Origin of the sequence: Hydrotalea lipotrueae, assembly GCF_019249625.1 — a bacterium.
GTDB classification, from domain to species: domain Bacteria; phylum Bacteroidota; class Bacteroidia; order Chitinophagales; family Chitinophagaceae; genus Hydrotalea; species Hydrotalea flava.
In genome coordinates this window covers 43,056-68,399 of record NZ_JAESDL010000021.1, presented here as the reverse complement: position 1 = coordinate 68,399, position 25,344 = coordinate 43,056, and the positions used below count along the sequence as shown (strand labels likewise).

At 37.4% G+C, this 25,344-nt stretch carries 21 protein-coding genes; 12 read left to right on the top strand and 9 right to left on the bottom strand.

Annotation, left to right across the window (positions count from 1 at the left end; all coding sequences use genetic code 11):
* Positions 1 to 50: 50 nt before the first annotated feature.
* Positions 51 to 398: a hypothetical protein gene (locus JK139_RS12145; RefSeq protein WP_218331380.1), complete on the bottom strand. Its 348-nt coding sequence runs from the start codon at positions 396 to 398 to the stop codon at positions 51 to 53.
* A gap of 170 nt (positions 399 to 568) precedes the next feature.
* Positions 569 to 901: a hypothetical protein gene (locus tag JK139_RS12140; RefSeq protein WP_218331379.1), complete on the bottom strand. Its 333-nt coding sequence runs from the start codon at positions 899 to 901 to the stop codon at positions 569 to 571.
* A gap of 409 nt (positions 902 to 1,310) precedes the next feature.
* Between JK139_RS12140 and JK139_RS12135 the strand changes: the two genes are divergently transcribed.
* The 3 genes from JK139_RS12135 to JK139_RS12125 all read left to right on the top strand — a co-directional run bounded on the left by JK139_RS12135 (position 1,311) and on the right by JK139_RS12125 (position 4,470).
* Complete coding sequence (locus tag JK139_RS12135; protein ID WP_218331378.1) at positions 1,311 to 1,529, top strand: DUF3820 family protein; 219 nt, start codon at positions 1,311 to 1,313, stop codon at positions 1,527 to 1,529.
* Between the two features lie 199 nt (positions 1,530 to 1,728).
* Positions 1,729 to 3,918: a glutamine synthetase III family protein gene (locus tag JK139_RS12130; RefSeq protein WP_075051542.1), complete on the top strand. Its 2,190-nt coding sequence runs from the start codon at positions 1,729 to 1,731 to the stop codon at positions 3,916 to 3,918.
* Positions 3,919 to 4,092: 174 nt separating this feature from the next.
* A complete protein-coding gene (locus JK139_RS12125; protein WP_075051541.1) occupies positions 4,093 to 4,470 on the top strand; it encodes a hypothetical protein in 378 nt (125 codons plus the stop codon).
* A gap of 117 nt (positions 4,471 to 4,587) precedes the next feature.
* On the opposite strand, the gene accC is transcribed toward JK139_RS12125, so the two are convergent.
* From accC to efp, 3 genes are all read right to left on the bottom strand, one after another.
* Complete coding sequence (accC, locus tag JK139_RS12120) at positions 4,588 to 5,925, bottom strand: acetyl-CoA carboxylase biotin carboxylase subunit (protein ID WP_075051540.1); 1,338 nt, start codon at positions 5,923 to 5,925, stop codon at positions 4,588 to 4,590.
* A gap of 171 nt (positions 5,926 to 6,096) precedes the next feature.
* Positions 6,097 to 6,585 (bottom strand): acetyl-CoA carboxylase biotin carboxyl carrier protein, encoded by a 489-nt coding sequence (gene accB, locus JK139_RS12115; protein WP_075051539.1) that lies wholly within the window; start codon positions 6,583 to 6,585, stop codon positions 6,097 to 6,099.
* 177 nt (positions 6,586 to 6,762) lie between these two features.
* Positions 6,763 to 7,329, bottom strand: a complete 567-nt coding sequence (gene efp / locus JK139_RS12110) for an elongation factor P (protein ID WP_068242686.1) — start codon at positions 7,327 to 7,329, stop codon at positions 6,763 to 6,765.
* A 195-nt stretch (positions 7,330 to 7,524) separates the two neighbouring features.
* On the opposite strand from efp, the gene sucD reads away from it, so the two are divergent.
* From sucD to JK139_RS12095, 3 genes are all read left to right on the top strand, one after another.
* Positions 7,525 to 8,397, top strand: coding sequence for a succinate--CoA ligase subunit alpha (sucD, locus tag JK139_RS12105; protein ID WP_218331377.1), 873 nt, complete (start codon positions 7,525 to 7,527; stop codon positions 8,395 to 8,397).
* Positions 8,398 to 8,513: 116 nt separating this feature from the next.
* Positions 8,514 to 10,637 (top strand): alpha-2-macroglobulin family protein, encoded by a 2,124-nt coding sequence (locus JK139_RS12100; protein ID WP_218331376.1) that lies wholly within the window; start codon positions 8,514 to 8,516, stop codon positions 10,635 to 10,637.
* A 35-nt stretch (positions 10,638 to 10,672) separates the two neighbouring features.
* Positions 10,673 to 11,728, top strand: a complete 1,056-nt coding sequence (locus JK139_RS12095; RefSeq protein WP_075051536.1) for an NAD(P)/FAD-dependent oxidoreductase — start codon at positions 10,673 to 10,675, stop codon at positions 11,726 to 11,728.
* A gap of 235 nt (positions 11,729 to 11,963) precedes the next feature.
* Here JK139_RS12095 and JK139_RS12090 read toward each other — a convergent pair whose 3' ends face one another.
* Positions 11,964 to 12,113: a hypothetical protein gene (locus tag JK139_RS12090; RefSeq protein WP_218331375.1), complete on the bottom strand. Its 150-nt coding sequence runs from the start codon at positions 12,111 to 12,113 to the stop codon at positions 11,964 to 11,966.
* 415 nt (positions 12,114 to 12,528) lie between these two features.
* Here JK139_RS12090 and aspS point away from each other — a divergent pair, with 415 nt between their 5' ends.
* The 6 genes from aspS (at position 12,529) to JK139_RS12060 (ending at position 19,170) form a co-directional block, all read left to right on the top strand.
* Positions 12,529 to 14,355 carry an aspartate--tRNA ligase gene (aspS, locus tag JK139_RS12085; protein WP_218331374.1) on the top strand — a complete coding sequence of 609 codons (1,827 nt, stop codon included), beginning with the start codon at positions 12,529 to 12,531 and terminating at the stop codon, positions 14,353 to 14,355.
* A 57-nt stretch (positions 14,356 to 14,412) separates the two neighbouring features.
* Positions 14,413 to 14,925, top strand: a complete 513-nt coding sequence (locus JK139_RS12080; RefSeq protein WP_075051534.1) for a hypothetical protein — start codon at positions 14,413 to 14,415, stop codon at positions 14,923 to 14,925.
* A gap of 45 nt (positions 14,926 to 14,970) precedes the next feature.
* Positions 14,971 to 16,236 carry a replication-associated recombination protein A gene (locus tag JK139_RS12075; RefSeq protein WP_025584905.1) on the top strand — a complete coding sequence of 422 codons (1,266 nt, stop codon included), beginning with the start codon at positions 14,971 to 14,973 and terminating at the stop codon, positions 16,234 to 16,236.
* Between the two features lie 47 nt (positions 16,237 to 16,283).
* Positions 16,284 to 17,639 (top strand): M20/M25/M40 family metallo-hydrolase, encoded by a 1,356-nt coding sequence (locus tag JK139_RS12070; protein WP_218331373.1) that lies wholly within the window; start codon positions 16,284 to 16,286, stop codon positions 17,637 to 17,639.
* Positions 17,640 to 17,861: 222 nt separating this feature from the next.
* Positions 17,862 to 18,680 (top strand): alpha/beta hydrolase, encoded by an 819-nt coding sequence (locus JK139_RS12065; RefSeq protein WP_218331372.1) that lies wholly within the window; start codon positions 17,862 to 17,864, stop codon positions 18,678 to 18,680.
* 22 nt (positions 18,681 to 18,702) lie between these two features.
* Complete coding sequence (locus tag JK139_RS12060; protein ID WP_074419153.1) at positions 18,703 to 19,170, top strand: GNAT family N-acetyltransferase; 468 nt, start codon at positions 18,703 to 18,705, stop codon at positions 19,168 to 19,170.
* A gap of 350 nt (positions 19,171 to 19,520) precedes the next feature.
* Here the strand turns inward: JK139_RS12060 and JK139_RS12055 are convergent, their stop codons facing one another.
* The 3 genes from JK139_RS12055 to JK139_RS12045 all read right to left on the bottom strand — a co-directional run bounded on the left by JK139_RS12055 (position 19,521) and on the right by JK139_RS12045 (position 25,282).
* Complete coding sequence (locus tag JK139_RS12055) at positions 19,521 to 20,603, bottom strand: efflux RND transporter periplasmic adaptor subunit (protein WP_074419152.1); 1,083 nt, start codon at positions 20,601 to 20,603, stop codon at positions 19,521 to 19,523.
* A 63-nt stretch (positions 20,604 to 20,666) separates the two neighbouring features.
* A complete protein-coding gene (locus tag JK139_RS12050) occupies positions 20,667 to 23,906 on the bottom strand; it encodes an efflux RND transporter permease subunit (RefSeq protein ID WP_081298643.1) in 3,240 nt (1,079 codons plus the stop codon).
* A gap of 5 nt (positions 23,907 to 23,911) precedes the next feature.
* Positions 23,912 to 25,282, bottom strand: a complete 1,371-nt coding sequence (locus tag JK139_RS12045; RefSeq protein ID WP_179852345.1) for a TolC family protein — start codon at positions 25,280 to 25,282, stop codon at positions 23,912 to 23,914.
* Positions 25,283 to 25,344: the final 62 nt, after the last annotated feature.

Genomic DNA, 25,344 nt, shown 5'->3' with positions numbered 1-25,344 from the left:
TTTTTTATCCTTTTCTTTCTTTTCCTGCAACCTTTTTTATCCGCATTTGTTCATAAACTATTGATCCCATTGTGTTCGATTCGTTTTTGAGGAACGACTAATTCAACATCATTTAATTCGCTGCGCAGTTCATCAGACAGTAATGGAACCAATTGATGCAAATACCTGTCATTACTGCTTTTACCGGAAATGGTGTCTAACCAAAACATCTTGTTCATATACCTGCTTTTCAGCATGGTATAACTCCATACAATACTTTCTGATTCTGAAGACAGGCCATTTTTGGCAATGTCCATTTTTTGTTGAATCAATTTTTCTGAGAGTTTTACAACTAAACTCGCCAATCTAATTTTGGGAGAAAAAGGATGCTGTCTGAACCATGGTTTAATTAAATACATAGCTTTTGGTTTTTGCGGATGGATTTGGATAAAGTTATGTGCTTGAAAAAGTTTTATTTTCATTCACTTGTGCTAATATACAGATTTTGATGCAAAATACAACTAAGAAACTTTACCAGATTATTAAGAAAATTATTTACCAAGAACCAAGACAAAGTGTAAAAAGTACCTTAAGAAGTTAAAAGACTATATTGTTCAACCATTTCTTCATCAGACAAGTAAGGGTTTAATTCATCGGCAATATGAATTAATTTTTTAATATATCGTTCATTACTGCTGCAAGGAACCACATCTACCCAGTAGTCTTTGTACATGTAACGGCTTTTCAGCATACTGTAATTCCAAATAATACTATCTGAAACATCGGCAACTTTTCCAACGGGGCATTCGTATTTCTGCCAAATAATACGCTTAATACGTTCTGTAATAGCCAATATCAACTTTGCAAAACGTATTTTTTTACAAAACTGTTCTTTTTTAAACCAGGGGCGTAAGTATAACATAGTACGGCCAATTTTAATTTTTCAAAGAATTGGCATAGAAGTTGGTCATTAATTACCAAAATCAATGCCAATTATATAAAATATTTATTTAATATTCATTTATAATAGTCAGGTAAAAAATTTAAACTACAACTATCACACAAACTATGCTACATCGGATTTTTCGAAGGAATTTGGGAATAAGAACAAACGAAGACAGTTCACCAAAAGCGCATGCTCAAAACATTATACCAAATATTTATTAAAAAAAATATTTGTATTTCCAAATATAACGTCCATTCGTTTTATTTATTGTATCACAAGCCATATAAAGCAATGGGCCTTCAAACAATTGTCAAATAGCTGCATTTAGTACATTTTTGTAATTACTTTTAGCCTGCAATTATTTTAAATAAAATATTTTTTTCAAATGATAGCCGGCGATCCTACCATTTTACAAGATTTAGTTCGCGTAAAAATGCCTTTTGGCAAGTATAAGGACCGGCTTATTTGTGACCTGCCCATTGCTTATTTGGAATGGTTTGCCAGAAAAGGTTTTCCCAAAGGACGGCTGGGCATATTATTAGAAACCATGTATGAAATTCAGTTAAATGGACTTTCCCATTTATTAATAACCTTAAAAAAATAAAAAATCTTGCTCAATAATCAGCCGTTATCAATAAGTAATATGTTTAAACAAAGTATTACAAAAGACACAAATACACATTATATTTATTGAAATGTTTTTATTTTTTACATTTTAATGAAAAATTCATAAGCTAATTCTAAAATTTTTGCAATTTTTCTAAAAAATTGCTTTTATTTTGTAGCTCAAAATCAAAAAAAATATGTCATTACGATTTCAGGCAATCAACAACCTTTCTAATCAGCCTGCCGATTTAGCGGTAGCAACCAGCAAAATTTCAGCAATTTTTGGCGAGAATGTGTTTACTTTAAAAACCGCCAGAGAATATTTGAGTGATGATGCATATAAAAGTCTTTTAGGCAGTATTAAAGGCGGCAAAAAAATAGACCGTGCTGTTGCGGCTTCTATTGCCAACGGAATGCGTGCATGGGCCGAAAGCAAAGGCGTTACGCACTTTACACACTGGTTTCAACCCTTAACCGGTACTACTGCCGAAAAGCATGATAGTTTTTTTACTTTAAAAGGAGATGGTACTGCTTTGGAACAATTTGACGGAGATGCGCTGATTCAACAGGAACCGGACGCTTCTTCTTTCCCAAGTGGCGGTTTAAGGGCTACTTTTGAAGCACGTGGATATACTGCTTGGGATCCTTCTTCTCCGGCTTTTATTATAGAAATTGGCCAGGGAAAAACTTTATGTATTCCTACCATCTTTGTTTCCTATACCGGCGAATCATTGGATTATAAAGCGCCTTTATTAAAAGCCTTAGAATCTTTAAATAAAGCCGCTGTTGATGTTTGTAATTATTTCGATAAAAATGTAACCAAAGTAACAGCTACCTTAGGTTGGGAACAGGAATATTTTGTGATTGATGAACGCCTTGCCAATGCACGTCCTGACCTGGTTCAATGCGGCCGTACCGTATTTGGAGCTGCACCGGCAAAAGGACAGCAATTAGAAGACCATTATTTTGGCTCTATTCCGGAAAGAGTATACCATTTCATGCGCGACTTTGAAAATGAGTGTTATAAATTGGGTATTCCTTTAAAAACCAGACACAATGAAGTAGCCCCCTCGCAATTTGAAGTAGCGCCTATTTTTGAAGAAGTTAGTGTAGCAGTAGATCACAATGCTTTATTGATGGATATTATGGATCGTGTTGCACGCCGCCATAAATTAAGAGTATTGATTCATGAAAAACCATTTGCAGGTATTAATGGAAACGGCAAACACAATAACTGGAGTATGGCTACCGATACCGGGGTAAACTTATTATCGCCCGGCAAAACGCCCAAAACCAATTTAATGTTCTTAACCTTTTTTGTGAATACCATTAAAGCTGTTCACGATTACTCAGATTTATTAAGGTCTTCCATTGCATCTGCTGGTAATGATCACCGTTTGGGCGCAAACGAAGCACCTCCGGCAATTATTTCTGTATTTGTTGGCCAATATTTAGCCAAAGTGTTGAATGAAATTGAAACCCGTGTAAGCGACAAATTTGACGAGCAGGATGAAGCCATTTTAAAATTAGACATTCACAGATCGATTCCTGAGTTGATGTTAGACAATACTGACAGAAACAGAACTTCACCATTTGCATTTACAGGCAATAAATTTGAATTTAGAGCAGTTGGTTCTTCTGCAAACTGTGCAAACCCCATGACTGTTTTAAATGTGATTATGGCTGAAACACTGCAACAATTTAAAAAAGATGTGGATGCATTAATTGAGAAAGGCGATAAAAAAGAAATTGCCATTATGCAAACCATCCAAAAATATATTGTTGAAAGCAAAAAAGTATTATTTGAAGGTGATGGTTACAGTGAAGCCTGGCACCATGAAGCTGAACGCCGAGGTTTACCGAATGTACCCACTACCCCATTAGCATTGGATGCTATGGTTACAGATAAAGCAAAGAAATTATTTGAAAAGAATGGCGTATTTTCTGTTGCAGAATTAGAAGCCAGACACGAAATTGAGCTGGAAAAATATATTAAAAAGGTACAGATTGAAGCCAGAATTATGGGCGATTTGGCACTCAACCATATTATACCCACAGCCATTAAATATCAAAATGAATTGATTCAGAATATTACAGGTTTAAAAGCAGCAGGTATACCGGAAAGCCAATATAAAAGCCAATTAGAAATTTTGAATAAAATCAGTGAGCATTTGCAGGTAGTATATGAAAAAGTACATGCACTGGTAGAAGCCAGAAAAGTTGCTAATAATATTGAAAATACAAGAACCAAAGCTATTGCTTATTGTACACAGGTGAAGGAAACGTATTTTGATGTAATCAGATACCATGTTGATAAATTAGAAGCTTTGGTAGATGATGAACACTGGAGCTTACCCAAATACCGTGAGTTGTTATTTTTAAGATAAAGCCTAAATTAATCCAAATTTTAACCCCAAAAGCCCTGTTCATTTTTTTGTTCAGGGCTTTTGAATTTAACCGCATTTTTATTCCTTTCGCCGAATAGAATAGTAATGTAATAAACCCTGTTGTAGCTTTAAGGTCGTAATAAACAAATATTAAAAACAAATAAACAAGATTGTATGAAAAAAATTTTTATTACACTAATTATTTTTACCGTTGGTTTTGCAGGTAAAAGTATGGCCCAGCGGATGGGCGGCAATTTTGATCCGGCACAAATGAAAGCCCGTCAGTTAGAGCAGCTGAAAGCCTCCAACTTACATTTAACCGATGTTCAGGCTGATTCGGTTGTTTCGATTAATATGGACATGATGCAGCAAACGCGTGGCATGCGTGATTTAAGTCGGGATGAAAGAATGGCCAAAATGAAAGCATTGAATGATTTACGAATGAAACGCTGGACTGCCGCTTTAAACAACGATCCGGCACTTGCACAAAAAGTAGCAGATTTTTATGAACAGGAACGCAAACAACGGATGCAAAACCGAAACCAACAATAATGCAACAGAATAAAAACTGATATTATTACCCCGCTTGTTTTAGATATGTTTCAAAAAAACCCTCTAAGAAGTTTAATCTTCCAAAGGGTTTTTATTTTTCATTCAGGCAAATCTTTTTTATTGCATTTTAAATGTTTCTAAAAACTTAGTTGTAAAGTTGCCACTCCTGAAATCTTCATTCTTCATTAATTGCAAATGAAAAGGAATGGTAGTTTTTACACCCTCAATTACATACTCACTTAAAGCCCTGTACATAGTATCAATGGCTTCTTCACGGGTTTGTGCAACGGTAATTAATTTACCAATCATAGAATCATAATAGGGGGGAATTACATATCCGGCATATACATGGCTATCCACCCGAACCCCGTGCCCACCTGGCGTATGTAAGGTAGTAATTTTTCCGGGCGATGGCCTGAAATCATTATAGGGATCTTCTGCATTGATTCTGCACTCAATAGCATGCATTTGCGGAAAATAGTTTTTTCCTGAAATACGTTCGCCCAATGCAATCTTGATTTGTTCTTTAATTAAATCGTGATTAATTACTTCTTCCGTTACACAATGCTCTACCTGAATACGGGTATTCATTTCCATGAAGTAAAAATTTCGGTGTTTGTCTACCAAAAACTCAATGGTACCAACGCTTTCATAATTAATGGCTGAAGCAGCTTTAATAGCTGCAGCACCCATCGCTTCACGCAATTCGGGAGTCATGAAGGGTGATGGGGATTCTTCTATTAACTTTTGGTGCCTTCTTTGAATGGAGCAATCTCGCTCACTTAAATGGCAAACATTTCCATACTGATCACCGGCTATCTGAATTTCAATATGGCGGGGTTCTTCTACAAATTTTTCCATATACACCCCATCATTTTTAAATGAGGCACCGGCTTCTGCTTTAGCGGTATTAAAAGCACGTTCCATTTCACTTTCTTGCCATACTTCACGCATACCTTTTCCACCACCACCTGCAGTTGCTTTTAAAATTACAGGATAGCCAATTTCTTTTGCCAATACTTTTGCTTGCTCTACACTTTCTAATAAACCTCCACTACCCGGAACTACAGGTACGCCAGCTTTAATCATAGTTTCTTTGGCAGTAATTTTATCGCCCATTGCATTAATCATTTCCGGAGTTGGCCCAATGAACTTAATGCCATGATCGGCACATATTTGAGAGAATTTTGCATTTTCTGCTAAAAACCCATATCCGGGGTGAATGGCATCTGCATTGGTAATTTCAGCAGCAGCCATTATATGAGGTATATTTAAATACGATTCAGAGCCTGCAGGTTTTCCAATACAAACAGCTTCATCGGCAAATCGAACGTGCAAACTGTCTTTATCAGCAGTTGAATAAACGGCTACAGTTTTAATACCCATTTCTCTACAGGTTCTAATAACTCTTAAAGCAATTTCACCCCTGTTTGCGATTAGTATTTTTTTAAACATTTTTTTTAAGTTGTACTGTTGAAAACAAATAAAATAATTGAACTACACTAATAGAACTGATTTTCAATGGATGAATTTCAGTAATTGATAGGATGTGCAGCTTTTGTAATTGAACAGATCAAAAACTTGGCTACATCAATACATCAACAATGATTTGGTAATAAATAATGCTTAGTTAGGTTCTACCAAAAATAATGGTTGATCATATTCTACAGGAGTACTGTCTTCCACTAACACTTTAACTATAGTACCTTTCACTTCACTTTCTATTTCATTAAATAATTTCATTGCTTCGATGATACATACCACGGTACCTACTTCAACTTCGCTTCCCACTTCTACAAAATTGGGTTTACCGGGTGCTGATTTTCGATAAAAAGTACCAATCATTGGGCTTTTGATAGTTAATAACTTACTTTCTTCAGTAGGCTTTGGAGTTGCAGGTGCAGCAGTGGGTGCAGGGGCTGGAGCTGATGCTACTACTGTGGGAGCAGCAGGCGGGGCAACATTGTATACTTGCTGTGGCGGTGCCGACATCGTAATTACCTGCTCTTCTTTTTGCTTGATGGTTACTTTACCATCTTTGTCTTCAATACTTATTTCTCCGATGTTGCTTTTATTAATAATCTTAATGAGTTCGTGAATTTGCTTTAAGTCCATAGTGCATATTTTTTGCTTAAAAAAGGGGTTTTTTAACTAAAAGTGGGGCAAAATAGCTAATTTTTGTTCAAATTAAGTCATTTTTTGGAATTTGATTTTTTTTCCTGTTCCAAACAAACCTTGTATAATAAAAAATAGCCCCGCAATTTGCGAAGCTATTTTTATTGTAACGTGAATTTATTCTTTTACGCGTTCAATATAATCGCCGGTTTTAGTATTCACTCTTATAAGTTCACCTTCTTCTACAAACAACGGTACATTCACAGTTGCACCGGTTTCAATGGTTGCAGCCTTTAGTGCACGGGTAGCGGTATCGCCTCTTAATCCGGGTTCGCAATACGTAATTTTTACAACAATTTTCTCCGGCAATTCTGCACCAATTGGTGTTTCTGTTTCGGTATTGATGTAAACAAATACTTCTGAACCATCCTTCAAAAACTGAGGTGCATCAATCATTTCTTCTGAAAGGCTAATTTGCTCAAAAGTTTCATTATTCATTAAATTATAACCACTATCATCTTTATATAAAAACTGAAAAGCTTTTTTTTCTACCCGAACAGGAAAAATATTTTCACCACTATTCCAGGTTTTTTCAATGGTGCGTTTATTATCTACACCTTTTAATTTTGCCCAAACTTTTGCAGCGGCACGTGCTGTTTTATTCTCTCCAAAATCAACAACACTGTAAAGGCTTCCGTCTAATTTAATGATTAAGCCGCGGCTGATGTCTGCTGTAGTTGCCATTATTCAATAATTTAAATAAAATTTAATTAAGGTTGCAAATGTAGGGATTGCTTGGAAAAATGCACAAAACTAATCATGAATTATCCCGGTGATTTTTTTATCTGCCAAAGTTTTCATGTAATTCATAAACCGGCATCATCTTATTGGGGCATAATTCATTATTTTTGCACATCTTTTTAATTTCAATTTTTTATTATGTCTGTATTAGTAAATAAAAGTTCCAGCGTTTTGGTACAAGGATTCACAGGAACGGAAGGCACTTTTCATGCCACGCAAATGATTGAATATGGCACCAAGGTTGTGGGTGGTGTAACACCCAATAAAGGCGGTACCAGCCATTTAGACAGGCCTGTTTTTAATACGGTAGCCGATGCTGTAAAAGCAACCCAGGCCAATGTAAGCATCATTTTTGTTCCTCCTGCCTTTGCTGCTGATGCCATCATGGAAGCAACTGAAGCAGGTATTGAACTGGTGGTTTGTATTACAGAAGGAATTCCCGTACAAGATATGGTGAAAGTAAAAAATTACTTACAAGGTACAAATACCCGCTTAATAGGACCCAATTGCCCAGGTGTGATCACAGCAGGCGAAGCAAAAATTGGCATTATGCCCGGCTTTATTTTTAAACCCGGTAAAATAGGCATCGTTTCAAAATCAGGCACTTTAACTTATGAAGCGGCTGACCAAATTGTAAAAGCAGGTTTAGGTATCAGCACTGCCATTGGTATTGGTGGTGACCCCATTATCGGCACCCCAACTGTTGAAGCAGTAAAACTTTTAATGAATGATCCTGAAACAGAAGGCATTGTAATGATCGGTGAAATTGGCGGTAGTATGGAAGCTGATGCTGCCCGTTGGATTAAAGAGAATGCAACCAAACCTATAGTAGGCTTTATTGCCGGACAAACCGCACCTCCCGGTAGAAGAATGGGACACGCAGGTGCCATTATTGGCGGCACAGAAGATACTGCTGCTGCAAAAATGAAAATTATGGCCGACTGTGGTATTCATGTAGTAGCCAGCCCTGCAGATATTGGCAAAACCATGGCTGCTGTTCTGAAAAAATAATACAATAGTAATCTATAGAATGAATCCTGCTTATGGCAGGATTTTTTTATTGCCCTATCATGAATGAACTCATGTATGCAAGCCCATTCTTAATTTTTTATCACTAATATTGTTACATGCACTTAAAAAAAACGGCAGTAATTATTTTTTTATTTTGTAGCCTTTTATTAGTTTTTACACAGGTAGAATCAAAAACCAATTTCAATACGCGGAATGGAATAGAAATTCATTTAAAAACACCTGCTTTTTTAAGAGAGGGCGATTTGGCATATCTAACCGTAAACATTCACAATAAAACCAATGCCGAATTAACCGGACAAATGCAATTACAACTTACAGATGCAGCAACAGGAAATCCGGTAGATGGCTGGTTTGTCAACACCTTTCCGGTACAGTATTTTACTGCATCCCAAAGAGATAGTGTTGCTATCAATTTTCCAATTCAGGTTCCATACGGATTCAATCAACCTATACTACTTTCTGTAAAAGCAGTATCCGGTAATTGTACAGATAGTGCAAAAAACACAATCCCCATTTTCCCGAACCGTGCCATCATTCATAAAAACTTTTCATGCACATTTCATACAGGCAATGGCAATTCTATTTATTTGAAAGATTTGAACAATGCCAATGAAGAAAGTATTTCCAACAAATCATTTACAGCAATTATTGCAACACAACCAATATGGCAGGCCATAGAAGCCCTGAAAAAATTGCAATTTGCAAACAAAAACAATCCAATGTCAGTTGTATCACAATTCTTTTCCCAACAACTTTTACAAAATTATCAAACATTACCTGCCTGTTTATCATTATTGCCCTCGCCTGTTTTTACGGCATCAAATAACACCCAGCCCACTTCTAAATTCAATTTCTTTCATTTAAGTAGTAATGCACCACAAAAAGAATTGCAAGATGAAAATGCTATTGAAAGTTTAAAAAAATTACAACAAACCAATGGCAGTTTTGCAACAGGTTTGAATAAAGAAGTCAATGCACTGCTTACTGCAAAAATTATTACCATCTTAAGTAAGGTATATATAAACCATCAAACTGACAGTGCTACCAAAGCAGCATTATTTCCTTTGATGCAACAGGGATTGTTGTTTGTTCAAAAATCACTATCCAACACAATAGCACCTGATTTAACAATTACAGCATTACTTTACTGCTATAGTAAAAGCCTGTTGAAAAATTGGCTGGTTACCTACCCTTCAAATACTATTCTTTTCAACAGCTTAAAAAAACATGCTACTCAATACACACTGGCTAATCAGGCATTAATGGGAGCCATATTACAACAATATAACGATACCGGATTGCTGTATAAAACTATACTGCAAACCATTCAACAGAGCGTTATTACAAGTGCAAACAATGCAACTGCAAGCTGGCCATCGGGAACAAAAGATATTTTTTCACCCAATGCGTTTGACACGCAAATTCAGATCATTCAGTTTTTACAAAATGCAGACGTGCACCAATATCCATTTATCAAAACCGTTTTACCCAAAGCCTTACACACATTGGCTTTGCAGATACAACACAATAATAATATTGCCGAAAGCTGGTTAATAGCGCAGGCAGGTGCTTTAATATTGCAGGAAAGAATATTGTTAAATCCTCCTGCTACTCTTACACTGGGGAATCATATTTTTTCAATTGAAAAGAATTGTAACGTTCATATTTCCGGCAATAGCATAGACTCAACTCTGGCCCATATTACTATTCAAACCTCACAAAACGAAACGTCAATCTTTTATGGCAATATTCAATGGCAATATTTGCAGGATGTTGCTGCAATTCCTGCTACCCATCAATCTTGGAAGCTGAGTAAAAAACTTTTTGTACAAAAAACATTCAACCACCAAACACAACTACAGCTTTTATCAGAAAATGAACCACTTGCCATTGGCGATACAATTATGATTCAACTCTCCATTCAAAATACATTACCTTCAGTTAAGGCAGTTACCATTACAGATAATTATTCTGCTTGTATGCAAATCATTGCCCATCCTCGCCAATCAACTGTTCTTGTAGCTGAACAAATCAACCTTTCTGGCAATCATTTTTTCATTGCTTCCCTGCCTAAAGGAAAAACTAATCTGCAATATTTTGCTGTCATTACACAATCCGGACGATTTTCATCGGGCATTGCAAGTATTGCAGCCGAACTTCAGGAATACAAAAGCTATGCGCCTTCAATACAAATCAATGTTTCAGAAAAAAAAAATTAGCCTCATCCGGTTCATTTTATTTATATTTTTGAAAAATGGAAGTGGATTATTTAATTGTTGGGCAAGGCATTGCAGGCACTATGCTCAGTTATTATTTATTACAACAAAGCAATACCGTTACTATTATTGATAATTACAATCCGTCATCTGCTTCTAATATTGCCAGCGGTGTAATAAATCCTATTACAGGCAGAAGATTTGTAAGAACCTGGATGATTGAAACTCTTATGCCATTTGCAGTAAACGCCTATCAGGCATTAGAAAAAGAATTGAATATTTCGTTGATACAACAAACCAATTTACTCGATTTTCATTCCACGCCACAAATGCAGCTGGCATTTACCAATCGATTACCCACCGAAACTGAATATTTACGTGTTCCGGAAAATTCGCTTCAATGGAAAAAATATTTTAACTACCCATTCGGTGTTGGCGAAACCCATCCTACCTGGCTGGTGAACCTGCAACTGCTCATTCAAACCTGGCGGAAAAAATTATGTACACAGCAATTACTGATTGCAGAACATTTTAGCATAGAGGCATTACAAATCCATCCCTCTTATATTCAATATCAGGGTATTCAAGCAAAAGCTATTATTTTTTGTAATGGTACACAGGCTGCCAATTTACCTTATTTTCAAAAACTTCCTTTTGCACCCAATAAAGGAGAAGCATTGATTTTAGCAATACAACAATTACCAAGGCAACACATTTATAAACAGAGCCTTAGTCTGGTGCCCTGTCAAAACAACCTGTGGTGGGCAGGGTCTTCGTATGAATGGAATTATGAACACGCTAATCCAACAGAAGTTTTTCGTCAAAAAACCCTGCAACAATTACAGCAATGGCTACAATTGCCTTTTGAAATAAAGGCACATGTTGCTGCTGAGCGGCCTGCCACACTGGAACGAAGACCTTTTATAGGAATGCACCCCTATTTTCCGCAAATTGGCATATTCAATGGATTGGGTACCAAAGGTTGTTCATTGGCACCTTATTTTGCTAAAGTATTCAGCGAACATTTAAAGTATGGTCAGCCACTTATACCGGAGGTGGCCATCCATCGTTTCCATAAAATTTTAGCTCCCTGATTTGTTCATAAAAAATTAATATTGCAGACTATTTGCTTAATTCATCAACCCAAACGAATGAAAGTGCCTCAACCTGCAATTATTGCCAATGGTTTAGCCAATCCAATAGATATGGATATCGATACAATCACTTCCGAAAAACAATATAATATTCCATTAAAATACCGAAAAATGGAAAACCTGCACATAGTTTTCTGGCTGTTTAAAGACATTAGCTGGTGCATGTTTTGGCGCCTTAGGCATTGCCATGATTTTTCCAACCCTGATTATTTCTATTGTTATTGCATATCGGACCCGGCAATTCATGTCGGAGTTGTGCCACAATTTGGCCATAACCGTTTGGATTACTGCTAACTCTTATTGGATGATTAGTGAATTTCTCCATTTTGATGAACAAATGGTTTTACCGGGTATCACATTCAAACATCTGGCCATGATTCCCTTTAGCATTGGTATTCTTATTTTGGCCTTCTACTATTTGTATTGGAAACCCAAACACAAAAATGCATTGGATAGTTTGTAAAACAGCAATAGTCGTACTTACACACAACATTATCGGCAAAAGGCCATACAACTAACGGCATAATTCTGCATCCATCAAATCGCATTTCAGCTATATTTGCAGCCCATAAAGTTAGTTATGTTACCGGCTTTTGTAGTAGGTTCAGCTTCGTTGCGTCGCACACTGCAGCGCCTTCCTTACTGCCCGGCAACCTTCTAACAGGGGTTTACCCTTACAAAAAATAACCCATTTTAAAACATACTTTGGCAATATAAATACAAATATTAAAAAAAGAATCATGTATAGAACGCATACCTGTGGAGAATTAAACAGCAACGATGTACAAAAAAATGTAACCCTGGCAGGCTGGGTGCAAACCATTCGGAAATTTGGCAGCATCACTTTTGTAGATATCAGAGACCGGTATGGCATTACGCAACTGCTTTTTAATGAAAGTTTGAACGATACTTTAGAAGCCAATCCTTTAGGCCGCGAATTTGTAATTCAGGCAAAAGGCATGGTGCAGGAAAGAAGCAATAAAAACCCTCAATTAGCTACCGGCGATATTGAAGTAGTGGTGACTGAATTTAGCATTCTAAATAAATCGGCTGTACCACCTTTTACTATTCAGGATGATACCGATGGTGGTGATGATGTGCGCATGAAATACCGATTTCTCGACTTACGCAGAAATACTGTAAAGAAAAATTTAGTGCTTCGATACGAAGTGAGCCGTGCAACCCGCAACTACCTGCACGAACACGGTTTTATGGATATAGAAACGCCTTTCCTTATTAAATCTACCCCCGAAGGGGCCAGAGATTTTGTGGTACCCAGCCGCATGAATCCGGGACAATTTTATGCACTGCCGCAAAGCCCGCAAACATTTAAGCAATTGCTAATGGTAAGCGGTTACGACCGATACTACCAAATTGTAAAATGTTTTAGAGATGAAGATTTAAGAGCCGACCGCCAGCCCGAGTTTACACAAATAGATTGTGAAATGAGTTTTGTGGAACAGGAAGATATTTTAAACATGTTTGAAGGGTTGGTGAAACACATTTTTAAAGCAGTAAAAAATATTGACTATACAGCACCGGTTGAACGCATGTCGTGGGAAGAAGCGATGTGGCAATTTGGAAACGACAAACCCGATATTCGTTTTAATATGCCCCTGTGTAATATTAAATTTCCGGCACATGCATTTTCTGGTAAACAAAATCAGGCACATCTTATTAATGGTGCCGATTTTAAAGTGTTTGATGAAGCCGAAACCGTTATTGCCATTGCCATTCCGGGCTGTAGTGAATATACCCGTAAACAAACCGACGAATTAACCGAATGGATAAAAAGACCACAAATTGGCATGAAAGGCTTGGTATTTATTAAGTACAATACCGATGGAACACTCAAAAGCAGTGTAGATAAGTTTTACAGTGAGGATAAGCTAAAAGCCATTGCAGCCGCAGCCAATGCACAACCCGGCGATTTAATTGTATTATTAGCCGGAACAGAAGAAAAAACACGTAAGGCCATGAGCGAATTGAGGCTTGAAATGGCCAACCGTTTAGGCTTACGCAAAAAAGATGAATTTAAATTATTGTGGGTACTTGATTTTCCATTGTTTGAATATGATTCAGAAGACAACCGATGGGTTGCCAGGCACCATCCTTTCACCTCGCCCAAACCGGAAGACATTGAAACCATGATTCAACACTCGCCAGTTATTACTGATCCTGCAAAATATTTAGAGCACCCCTATGCCAATATAAAAGCCAATGCCTACGATATGGTATTGAATGGCAATGAAATTGGCGGTGGTTCTGTTCGTATTTATCAACGCCAACTCCAGGAAAAAATGTTTGATGCACTGGGTATGGATGAAGCAGAACAACAACACAAATTTGGATTTTTACTCGGTGCATTTGAATATGGTGCACCACCACACGGCGGATTGGCATTTGGGTTCGATCGGCTTTGCGCCATTTTAGGCGGCAGCGAAAGCATCCGCGATTTTATTGCATTCCCCAAAAACAACAGCGGCAGAGATGTGATGTTAGATGCCCCCGGCCCTATTGATGAAAAACAATTTAAAGAGTTACAAATAAAACTGAACCTACAGTAACCGATTCAAATAACAACACCTCAGCAGTCTGAAATATTGAAACAGTAAAAAATAAGTATGAAAATATTAAGTATTTATAGAATTCTTACCATCATTTTACTTCCCTTTGCTACCCTGTTTGGCTTTGAGAGTGTAATTTCCATTTTTGCCGGCATTGGCAATCCAACTGTTATGCTAAGTGCTGTGATATTGGCCTGTGTGGTAATTTATATTTTTGCCAGTGCTGTTTTTTTATACAAAGGCATCTTAAAAAACAGCCCTTGTAAAGCAACCTTGAAAGATTGGATTAAAATTAATGCTGCAATAGCTATTATCTTTTCAGTATTAGCCATTATATCTTGTGTTTCCATTTTATATTTCTTTTCCAACAAGGACATGTATGCCAAATTTTTAGCTGTATTAAACGAATCTAAACCAGCTAACTTGCCTGCCAACATCACTTCATCCGAATTAATGGCTGCCATGCACAATGCCATTTTAATTATGCTGCCTTTTTCTATTGTTTTATTTGTGCATATTTTAACCACCTACCAACTCATGAAAAAATATGCAGCTTTATTCTTAAAATAATTTTTTGTTGGCCATACCCTGAATATTTTTTTTTACTTTTCAGGCATGAACACAATGCCTCCTTTGGCGGAAAGAATGCGTCCAAAGTCTTTACAGGAATTATCCGGCCAACAGCACCTTACCGGAAAAGACAGTATTCTCAATAAAGCGCTGATACAAGGTTATATTCCTTCCATTATTTTATGGGGACCACCTGGCGTGGGTAAAACAACCTTAGCCAATATTATTGCTAATACTTTACAGGTACCTTACTTTCAACTCAGCGCCATTAGCAGCGGCGTAAAAGAAGTAAGAGAAGTCATTGAAACAGCCAGGCAAACCAAACGTGCCATTTTATTTATAGATGAAATTCATCGCTTCAACAAAGGCCAACAGGATGCATTATTAGGCGCTGTTGAACAAGGCATTATTACCTTAATTGGTGCAACAACCGAAAATCCTTCTTTCGAAGTTAATGCAGCTTTGCTGAGCCGTTGCCAGGTATATCTTTTAAAACCATTACAGGAAAATGATTTGTTGCAACTATTGCAAACCGCTATTGAGAAAGATGCAACTCTGCAAACCTACTCCATTCAATTAAAAGAAACCATTGCGCTATTGCAACTTTCCGGAGGTGATGCCCGAAAATTGCTCAATTTATTTGAACTGGTTATTCTATCCTCCAAAGAAAAAAATATTACAATTACCAACGAAATGGTAACAGCCATTGCCCAACAAAAAGTGGCGCTGTATGATAAAAATGGCGAGCAACACTATGATATTATTTCTGCCTTTATTAAAAGCATGCGGGGAAGCGATCCGAATGCTGCTGTATACTGGCTGGCACGTATGATAGAAGGCGGGGAAGATGTTAAATTTATTGCCCGGCGTATGGTTATTTTTGCCAGTGAAGATATTGGCAACGCCAATCCCAATGCGTTATTATTGGCCAATGCCACTTTTGATGCAGTGAATAAAATCGGATATCCGGAAAGCAGAATTATTTTAAGCCAGTGTGCCACGTATTTAGCAGGTTCACCAAAAAGTAATGCTGCATACGAAGCCATTAATAAAGCATTGCAAACAGCAAGAACTACCGGCGATCTTTCCGTTCCATTACACATTCGCAATGCCCCTACTACTTTAATGAAAAATTTAGATTATGGAAAAAACTACCAATATCCGCATTTGGGTGAAGGTAATTTTTTGAATCAGGAATATTTGCCCAAAGAAATATCTGGCACAACGTTTTATTCACCCGGAAACAATACCAGAGAAAATGAAATCAGAAAATTTTTAAAAGAACGCTGGAAAAACAAATACAATTACTAATCTTCAAAACCATCTTTCTATTTATCTTTAAACAATAAACAAATGCTATGAGAAAATTTTATTGCACCCTACTGCTTTTAGCAGTTAGCTCTTCAGCTATTTATAGCCAAACCATTATTGACCGCGATCCTGAAATTGCAGCAATGGTAAAAGAAGTATCTTCCGATTCACTACACAGTTACATTAAAACTTTAGTAAACTTTGGCACACGCAATACGCTCAGCACACAAACCAATCCTAAAAGAGGTATTGGTGCTGCCAGAAAATGGGTATTACAAAAATTCAATGAATTTGCTACTGCCAGTAACGGCCGTTTAACTGCTTTTATTGACACGGTTACGTATCATCCGGATGGAAAAAGAGTAGATAGTACCATTATTTTAGGCAATGTAATAGCTACTTTAAAAGGCACTGATCCGAACGACCATCGTGTTTTTATTATCAGCGGGCATTTAGATAATATGCGCACCAATGTAATGGATCGGGTAAATGATGCACCCGGTGCCAACGACGACGGCAGCGGTTCAGCAGCTGTAATTGAATGTGCCAGAATTATGAGCCGACATGCTTTTCCTGCTACTGTAATTTTTGTAACAGTGAGTGGAGAAGAGCAGGGTTTATTAGGTGCATACTATATGGCCAAAAAAGCCAAAAAAGAAGGTTGGGATATTGAAGCTGTACTAAACAACGATATCATGGGCAGCAACAACAGCAGCGAAACCAATATTATTGACAATACAAGAATCAGAGTTTTTAGCGAAGGATTACCGGCTTATGAAACAGAAAAACAAGCCAAACGTATTCGGGCATTAGGTTTGGAAAACGACGGTAAGGCCCGTCAGTTAGCCCGTTATGTAAAAGAAATTGGCGAAAGATATGTAGACAATATTCAGGTGGTAATGATTTACAGAAACGACCGCTTTTTAAGAGGTGGCGACCACTTGCCCTATGTTGAAAATGGTTTTGCTGCAGTAAGGTTTACTGAAATGAATGAAAACTATTACCACCAACATCAGGATGTAAGAAAAGAAAATGGCATTCAATATGGCGATTTGCCTGAATTTATGGACTATGAATACCTAAGAAAAAACACAGCCATTAACTTAGCCAACCTTGCAAATTTAGCCAAAGCACCTGCCATGCCACAAAATGTAACTGTAGAAGTAAAAAAATTAAGCAATTATACCAGCCTGCATTGGGATAAACCCGCCACCGGCAACGTAAAGGGATATTATATTTTAATGCGGGAAACTACCAGCGCTTTCTGGCAAAAGAAATTATTTACCACTGCTACCAGTGCTGATCTGCCATATTCTAAGGACAATTATTTTTTTGCAGTACAATCAGTTGGTGAAGCTGGGAATGAAAGTCTGCCTGTGGTGCCTGGTATTGAAGGAAGATAAACATTGAAGCTTCTTAATTATTTTAGTATTCAGTGGCATACTTTTATAACCAGTAAAGCGTGTGAATACCAGCCAGCAATAGATAATAGAAAACTGTTTTGAAAACTGTAGCCTATTTGCAACCAAAGTTTTAATTAATTTTATTGCCATCAACATAGCTGCATGAAAATCAACAATAGTTGCTGTTATCTTTTTTTTGTTGCATTTACCTTAACAGGTTTCATGGCCTGCAACAAAAAAAATATGGTATCCAATAATGGGTCATTAACAGCTCAAACTATCAAGAATGTATCTTATGGAAATGACCCGTTACAAAAAATGGATGTTTACTTACCTGCCGGAAGAAATACCCTCCATACCAAAGCATTAATCCTCATTCATGGAGGCGCATGGACATCAGGAGATAAAGCTGATTTTGATACCGCTATACAAACCCTACAAAACAGTTTACCCAATTTTGCATTGTGCAATATCAATTACCGTTTGGCAACCATTCAGGGAGCCAATGTATGGCCTGCACAATTATCAGATATCAACAGCGCATTTCAATTCATTCAACAGCAACAAGCAAAGTATATTATCAATACCGGCAAATCGGCTGTATTTGGCGCCAGAGCAGGTGCTCAATTAGCTTTACTATTAGGTTATACCCATCCCAATAAAATAAAAGCAGTGGTTGATTTATTTGACCTCACTGATTTAGCTGCGTTGTATTATAATGCGCCGAATCCAACATATCCGGCACTGATATCTATTTTCATGAGTGGAACACCTGCTACTAACATACCAGGCCACATCAGTTCCAACCCGTTATATTTAGTTATCACAGCCAACCTGCCATCCACCATTATCTTTCACGGAACGGCTGATGATGTGATACCCATTAGCCAAAGTGATAGTTTAAATAACCGGCTGATTCAGTACAATATAACCCATCAATATAATCAATATGCAGGTGCAGGACATGGGTGGACAGGAGTAAACTTAATTGACACATACAACAAAAGCATCCAGTTTTTACAACAAATAATGCCCGATTAAACCTACAAAAAATAATTTTAGAATGGAAGATAGCAATAAAAGTATTGATTGGCAGATAAAAGCATTTCATACATTAACACCCGATGAATTATATAACCTGCTAAGACTAAGAAGTGAAGTATTTGTAGTGGAGCAAAATTGCGTGTTTTTAGATATGGATAATAAAGACCAATTCAGCTACCATTGCATGGGATTTGTGAATAATCAGTTGGCCGCTTATACCCGTTTAATAGCACCGGGCAAGGTATACCGATTTATGAGTATAGGAAGAGTGGTTACTGCACCAAATTTTCGTAAACAGAAAATAGGGCGTGCATTAATGCTACATTCAATTGCATCTTGCTATGAATTGTTTGGAAAAGCTCCTATACAAATTGGTGCGCAATTGTATTTAAAACAGTTTTATGAATCGCTTGGTTTTGTACAAAGCAGTGATGTATATGATGAAGATGGAATAGATCACATAGAAATGATTAAACAGCCAGATTAAATGTATGGGAATTAGCCTACTAAATAAGCATAGTGATTACCAACAGTTATAGTGCATAAAAGGATATTATATGAGTAAAGCAAGAATCCCGGGTAATTTTGTATAGTTGAAAATAAAGAAAATATATGCGTAAAAACGGATTTATCATTATACTGGCATTATTGGTGATTATTGTGTTGGGTACAGTTTTTTATACATCTGCACGGACAACCGGATGCAGCTACTGTTTTATTCATGCGCTTTGCAACCAAAACTAACATAGAATCATATACCAAATAAGATAAGTATCATAAAACATAAAGCGACCGAAAATTACTTCCCGGTCGCTTTTTATATATCAGTAATGCTATTTATGCATGAATGGTACTTCCATCTTTAATATCATCACTTGGATTACTAATTATTTCTTCACCGGGTTGTATTGCACCATACACTTCAATCTGAGTGCCATCATCATTTCCGGTATGTACATCTACTTTAACTGCTTTTCCATTTCTGACAACAATTACATACTTTCTTTCAGTAGATGTAACAACTGCTGATTTAGGAACAGACATAGCGTTCGGATTACCTTTTGTAAATAATTGCACTTCTACAAACATACCCGGAGAAAGCAGGTAATTATTATTGTATACGTCAACTTCCATCCGTTGGGTTCTAAATTGAGGATTAACATTATAAGAATTTCTGCTTACAAAACCAATATTCCTTTTTCCCGGAAAAGCACTGGTATAAAAGGCAATTGTATCTTTATCTTTAAAATGAGCAGCAATATCTTCCGGTACATCAATTTGTAAACGCAGGTGTGCTATATCTTTCAGTTCTAACATACGTTGATCTTTAATGGCTGCACTTACCAGCGCACCGGGATGCACATTTCTTTCAGTTATCACTCCGGAAAAAGGTGCAAACACTTTTAAATAGCCCAGCATGGTTTCCTGGTATTTCCAGTTAGCTTTTTCGGCATTACTTAATGAACTATCGGCTTGCACTTTGGTTCGCGCTGCAGATACATCTAATGGAGAAATAGCACCGGGTGTTTTAGCTGCTTCTAACAAACGAACATAATTTTCTTTGTCAATAGACAAATCTGCCTTAGATCGTTCGTATCTTTCTTTGGCTTGTAACATGGCTTGTTCTAATTCCGGATCTTCCAATACCATTAAAAGCTGGCCTTTTGAAACCCTGGAACCAATATCCACCAAAACACTGTTTACATAGCCATTCACTTTGGGAAAGATACTTACTTCCTGATAGGCAGCAAGTTTGGCCGGTAATTTTAATGCCACACTTACGCCACCTTTCTTTACAGTTGCTATCGTATAATGTGTGGTGGTATCTACTGTAGGCGGGTCTTTTTGCTTTTCTACTTTTTTAGAAGAGCAGGATGCAAGCATCAATAAAGTACCGAAAAGAACAATATAATATTTCATTGTGGTAAATTTTATAGTTAATTATTGAATAACATGAATTGCATATAAAATAGTTATTTTATGTTATGCGGGATTGGGTGCATGATCATCTTTTACCTCATCTTCAGGCAACAGAGATACATCCCTGAATGAAGCTTTTTGCTGTACCCATCCATATACCAAAGGCACTATGAATAAGGCAGCTACTGTAGATGCAGCCAATCCGCCTATCACCGCACGACCTAATGGAGCTGATTCATCGCCTGCTTCACCCAAACCACTTGCCATAGGTATCATACCTGCTATCATGGCAAGGCTGGTCATTAAGATAGGTCTTAGCCTGATACTGGCAGCTACTACTGCTGCTTTAAACGGATCTTTATATTCTAACCGTAAAGATTCAGCATTGGTTACAATAAGAATGGCATTAGCTACCGATACACCCGTTGACATAATAATACCCATATAGGATTGCAGGTTCAGCGTTGCACCTGTGGCCAGCAACATGAGCATGGAACCCAGCAATACTGCAGGTACAGTTGCCAATACTGATACTGCTAAACCAAATGATTGATAATTTGCTGCCAATAACAACAATATTACAATAATGGCTGCTAACAATCCACTTTGCAATGAATCTAATGTTTCAACCAGCAGCGAAGACATTCCTTTTACCTGTGTAACTAATCCGGATGGCGGTGTGCCAGATTGATGAATCGCTGCCTGCACTGCAGTAGTAGCAGCTCCTAAATCTTTTTTATAAATGTTGGCACTAATTACAACAAAACGTCTGGGGCCACTTCTGTCATATTCACCCGGTAAACTATCTACTGAAAGCGTAGCTACATCTGATAGCACCGGTCTGGCCTGTCCTTTTACCAGCGGAGTAGCCTGTAATTCTTCCAATGAATTCATGGCATATTCCGGAATTTGTACCTGTGTTTGATAGGTATAAGAGTTATTGGGATCTAACCAGAAATTTTTATTGGTATAACGACTGGAAGATGTACTGGCAGTAATACTTCGCGAAACATTATCAATGGTTAAACCCATTAACGCCAATTTTTCACGATCTACTTTTATATTGATGGTAGGATATTTTAAAGGCTCTGCAATTTGCACATCGCGCAGAAAAGGAATTGCCTTCATATTTCCCATTACCCGATTGGCATAATTCTCAATATCGGTCATATTCTTACCCGCTACGCGAACCTCAATGGGTGTTGATGCACCTTGTGCCATAATTTTCTCGGTTAATTCAATGGGCTCAAAAGAAATTTTAATATCAGGATATGCTTTGGCAATGGCATACCGTAATTTTTCTTTTAAGTTTTCCATATTCACCTTATACTTTTCATTCAAATTAATTTGAATAACGGCTTCATGCGTACCACTATTAAAAATATATAAATTACTGGTACCAAAATTACTGGGTACCAAACCTACGTAAGCAGAAGATATTTCAACATTATTATCAACTGTTGAATCAATAATATTCAAAACACCTTTGGTAGCCCGCTCTGTAACTTCTAAACGGGTTCCATCGGGTTCTCTTAACCGAAGTTGCAATTCTCCGGTGTTGGTTTTAGGCAATAAATCTTTACCTATAATCACAAAACAAAATCCGGCTGCTCCAAATGCCAATATCAAATAAACAATTACAATCAGTTTACGCTTGGGTATCCACTTGGTTAAGCGGCTGGCTAATGCCACTTTAATCCGTTGAAAGAAGTTGTCTTCTTCCTGGTGTTCTTCGTCTTCTTTGGTATGCTCAATTACTTCGGCATCTTCCTGCTGGTCTAATGCCAAACCTGCATGTGCATGTTGTTTGGTATGGCTGTATTTGTTGAACATATCTTCTTTCAACAACCAGTTTGAAATAACCGGCACCAAAGTTTGAGCACCTACATAAGATACTATCATTGCAAAAGCAATGGACAATGATAAAGGAAGGAACATGGCTCTTGGTACACCCGACATTACAAATGCAGGGGCAAACACCGCCAGGATACATAATAAAATTAATAAAAGCGGGAACGATATTTCCTGACAGGCATCTAAAATGGCTTGTTTTTTCGGCTTACCCATTTCTAAGTGCTGGTGTATATTTTCAATGGTAACCGTTGCCTGGTCTACCAATATTCCTATGGCCAAAGCCAAACCACTTAGTGTCATGATATTAATGGTTTGCCCTGCGATTTTTAAGAAGAAAACAGCACTCAAAATAGCTACCGGAATGGTAATAATTACCACCACGCTACTGCGCCAATCTTGTAAAAATAGTAGTACCATTAACCCGGTAAGTATGGCGCCCAATATGCCTTCTGTCATTAAACTTTTGGCCGAGTTAATTACAAACACCGATTGGTCAAATGCATATTGAATATGTACATCGCTGGGCAACAAACTTTGCATTTCAGGTAATTTTGAACGCAGGTCTTGCACCACACCCCAGGTTGATGCACTGGCTGTTTTTACTACCGGTATATAAACCGAACGTTTGCCATTAATTAATGCATAGTCTACCGTAATATCCGCCCCATCGGTAACTTTTGCTACATCTTTTACAAAAATGGAAGTAGCATTATTACTTACAATAGGTATATTTTCAAAATCTTTTACTTTGGTTTCCAATGAGTTTACCGAAGTAACATACATGGTACTATCTATCCGTATGTTGCCTGATGGTGAAATGGCATTGTTTTTAGCAATGGCTTCTACCACCTGATCAGCAGATAGGTTAAATGAACTTAGTTTAGTAGGATCAATATTAATTAATACGGTACGTGCATTAGAACCAAAAGGTGGTGGTGCAGACAAGCCCGGTACCGTTGCAAACAAAGGGCGTATCCGCGTAACAGCCAGATCGAAGATGTCTTTTAACGGACGTGTCTTGCTGCTAAACACTAACTCACCAACCGGCAATGAAGAGGCATCAAACCGAATAACGGTAGGTGGTAAGGCACTTGGTGGAAAGAATGCCATGGTTCTATTTACCTGCAAAGCAACCTGTGCTGAGGCTTCCGCCATATTTGCATCCTCATAAAAGGTAAGTTTAATTAAAGTTAAACCCTGAATATTTTTGCTTTCAATATTCTTGACACCATCTATATACAAAAACTGGTCGGCCATACGGGTGGCAAAAAAACCTTCCATTTGTGCGGCAGACATACCGCCATATTGTTCAATTACATAAATGGTAGGAGAATTTAGTTTAGGGAATATATCAATAGGTATGGTTCGTAAAGCCATTACTGCAAACAGCAATAACCCTGCAAACAATACAATTACCGTAATGGGCCTTTTAAGGGCTGCTCGTACCATATAAATTATTTTATTGTTTGGATGAATGAATCAATTGTTCCGGCTGCGGCAGATTTATCTAAGTTAGCCTGCAACCAGTTGGTAATGGTTTGAATATAGTCTGTTTGGCTGCGGTATAATACAAAAGCAGAGTTGGTTAAATCAATCAGATTAATTAAACCGGCATTGTATTGCGCAACTTTTTGATGATAGGCATCGCGAGCCGATTGTAACTGAATGGGTATTTCCTGCAAATTTTTCTGAATGATGTCAATAGAAGCCAATGACTTTTGATAGGCATTCGATAAATATAATTTTTGCTGTTGCAAATCATAGTCGCTGGATTGTGTAGCAAACTTGTTCACAGCCATCTGATCTTTGCGATGAATACCATCAAATAAATTATAGGTAAATGCCAAACCCAGTGCGTAGTTATACCGTTGGTACCCAAATCCGGTACCGATAGCTTTGTATTGATCCTGATAATCGATGCTGGAACCGCGACCCCAAAAACCACTTGCCAGATAAATTTTAGGCTGATAGGTTTTTTGAATCAAACGTCCCTGAGAAATATACCTGTTCTTAATCTGCTGATAATAATCTATCAATGGATTACCTAAGGTATCTATCTGATTGGTAAAATTATTTTGATTAATCAAGGTATTAAAACGATCTACTGCCGTATCTATATTTAACCGTTGCATGGGTATGCCGGTTAACATAGAGAGTTGTTCGCGTAAGCGAAGCACCACATCTGACTGATTATTTAAATTAATACGCGCTTTGGCTAATTCTGCCTTAGCTAAAGAAGAATCTACACCGGGCTTTAACCCACTGGCAGTTTGTGCTCTAATTACACTAAATAAGGTTTCATAACGCCGAACATTATCTTGTTCTACACCTAACTGTTGTATATTTTTTAATAAGGCCAGATAATAATTCGCAACATTTAGTTTCAGCAGATATGATTCTTTTGCATAATCTGCTTCACTAAATTTTTCATTGGCCTTTGCATCTTCTACACGTGCTTTATTCAATCCAAAATTATACAACTCATACTGGCTGTATATCATACCCAGATTGCCTGAAGCAGCTTGTGAATTATTATCGGCGGTTATGCCACCTGCTGTTGGAATAGCAATTCCCAAAGGAAGAAATGTTCCGGTAACACCATTGGCAGTGGCCATTGTTATCTGATCATGTACCTGAAGTGATGGCAATGCAGCATGTTTGGCATCCATAATACCCGCTTTAGCACTGGCTATTAAAGCCTGCTTACTCATAATAGATGGATAATACTGCAATGCAGAATCTGTTAATTGAGGTAATGAGTAAAATGGCTGGATTGTTTGGCCGGTAACAGTTACACTACTACCTATCCATACAACAATTAGCATACAGCCAATTATTGACTTTCTGTTTAATACAAACATATAACCTGTTGGTTTTTAAAATGAAA

Coding starts and splice junctions, on each gene's coding strand:
- sucD (WP_218331377.1), top strand. CDS start 7,525: ATGTCTGTATTAGTAAATAAAAGTTCCAGCGTTTTGGTACAAGGATTC.
- JK139_RS12075 (WP_025584905.1), top strand. CDS start 14,971: ATGAACACAATGCCTCCTTTGGCGGAAAGAATGCGTCCAAAGTCTTTA.
- JK139_RS12080 (WP_075051534.1), top strand. CDS start 14,413: ATGAAAATATTAAGTATTTATAGAATTCTTACCATCATTTTACTTCCC.
- JK139_RS12090 (WP_218331375.1), bottom strand. CDS start 12,113: ATGGAGAAATTCACTAATCATCCAATAAGAGTTAGCAGTAATCCAAAC.
- efp (WP_068242686.1), bottom strand. CDS start 7,329: ATGGCAACTACAGCAGACATCAGCCGCGGCTTAATCATTAAATTAGAC.
- JK139_RS12070 (WP_218331373.1), top strand. CDS start 16,284: ATGAGAAAATTTTATTGCACCCTACTGCTTTTAGCAGTTAGCTCTTCA.
- JK139_RS12145 (WP_218331380.1), bottom strand. CDS start 398: ATGTATTTAATTAAACCATGGTTCAGACAGCATCCTTTTTCTCCCAAA.
- JK139_RS12055 (WP_074419152.1), bottom strand. CDS start 20,603: ATGAAATATTATATTGTTCTTTTCGGTACTTTATTGATGCTTGCATCC.
- JK139_RS12095 (WP_075051536.1), top strand. CDS start 10,673: ATGGAAGTGGATTATTTAATTGTTGGGCAAGGCATTGCAGGCACTATG.
- JK139_RS12140 (WP_218331379.1), bottom strand. CDS start 901: ATGTTATACTTACGCCCCTGGTTTAAAAAAGAACAGTTTTGTAAAAAA.
- accB (WP_075051539.1), bottom strand. CDS start 6,585: ATGGACTTAAAGCAAATTCACGAACTCATTAAGATTATTAATAAAAGC.
- JK139_RS12045 (WP_179852345.1), bottom strand. CDS start 25,282: ATGCTAATTGTTGTATGGATAGGTAGTAGTGTAACTGTTACCGGCCAA.
- JK139_RS12130 (WP_075051542.1), top strand. CDS start 1,729: ATGTCATTACGATTTCAGGCAATCAACAACCTTTCTAATCAGCCTGCC.
- accC (WP_075051540.1), bottom strand. CDS start 5,925: ATGTTTAAAAAAATACTAATCGCAAACAGGGGTGAAATTGCTTTAAGA.
- JK139_RS12125 (WP_075051541.1), top strand. CDS start 4,093: ATGAAAAAAATTTTTATTACACTAATTATTTTTACCGTTGGTTTTGCA.
- JK139_RS12050 (WP_081298643.1), bottom strand. CDS start 23,906: ATGGTACGAGCAGCCCTTAAAAGGCCCATTACGGTAATTGTATTGTTT.
- JK139_RS12135 (WP_218331378.1), top strand. CDS start 1,311: ATGATAGCCGGCGATCCTACCATTTTACAAGATTTAGTTCGCGTAAAA.
- JK139_RS12065 (WP_218331372.1), top strand. CDS start 17,862: ATGGCCTGCAACAAAAAAAATATGGTATCCAATAATGGGTCATTAACA.
- aspS (WP_218331374.1), top strand. CDS start 12,529: ATGTATAGAACGCATACCTGTGGAGAATTAAACAGCAACGATGTACAA.
- JK139_RS12060 (WP_074419153.1), top strand. CDS start 18,703: ATGGAAGATAGCAATAAAAGTATTGATTGGCAGATAAAAGCATTTCAT.
- JK139_RS12100 (WP_218331376.1), top strand. CDS start 8,514: ATGCACTTAAAAAAAACGGCAGTAATTATTTTTTTATTTTGTAGCCTT.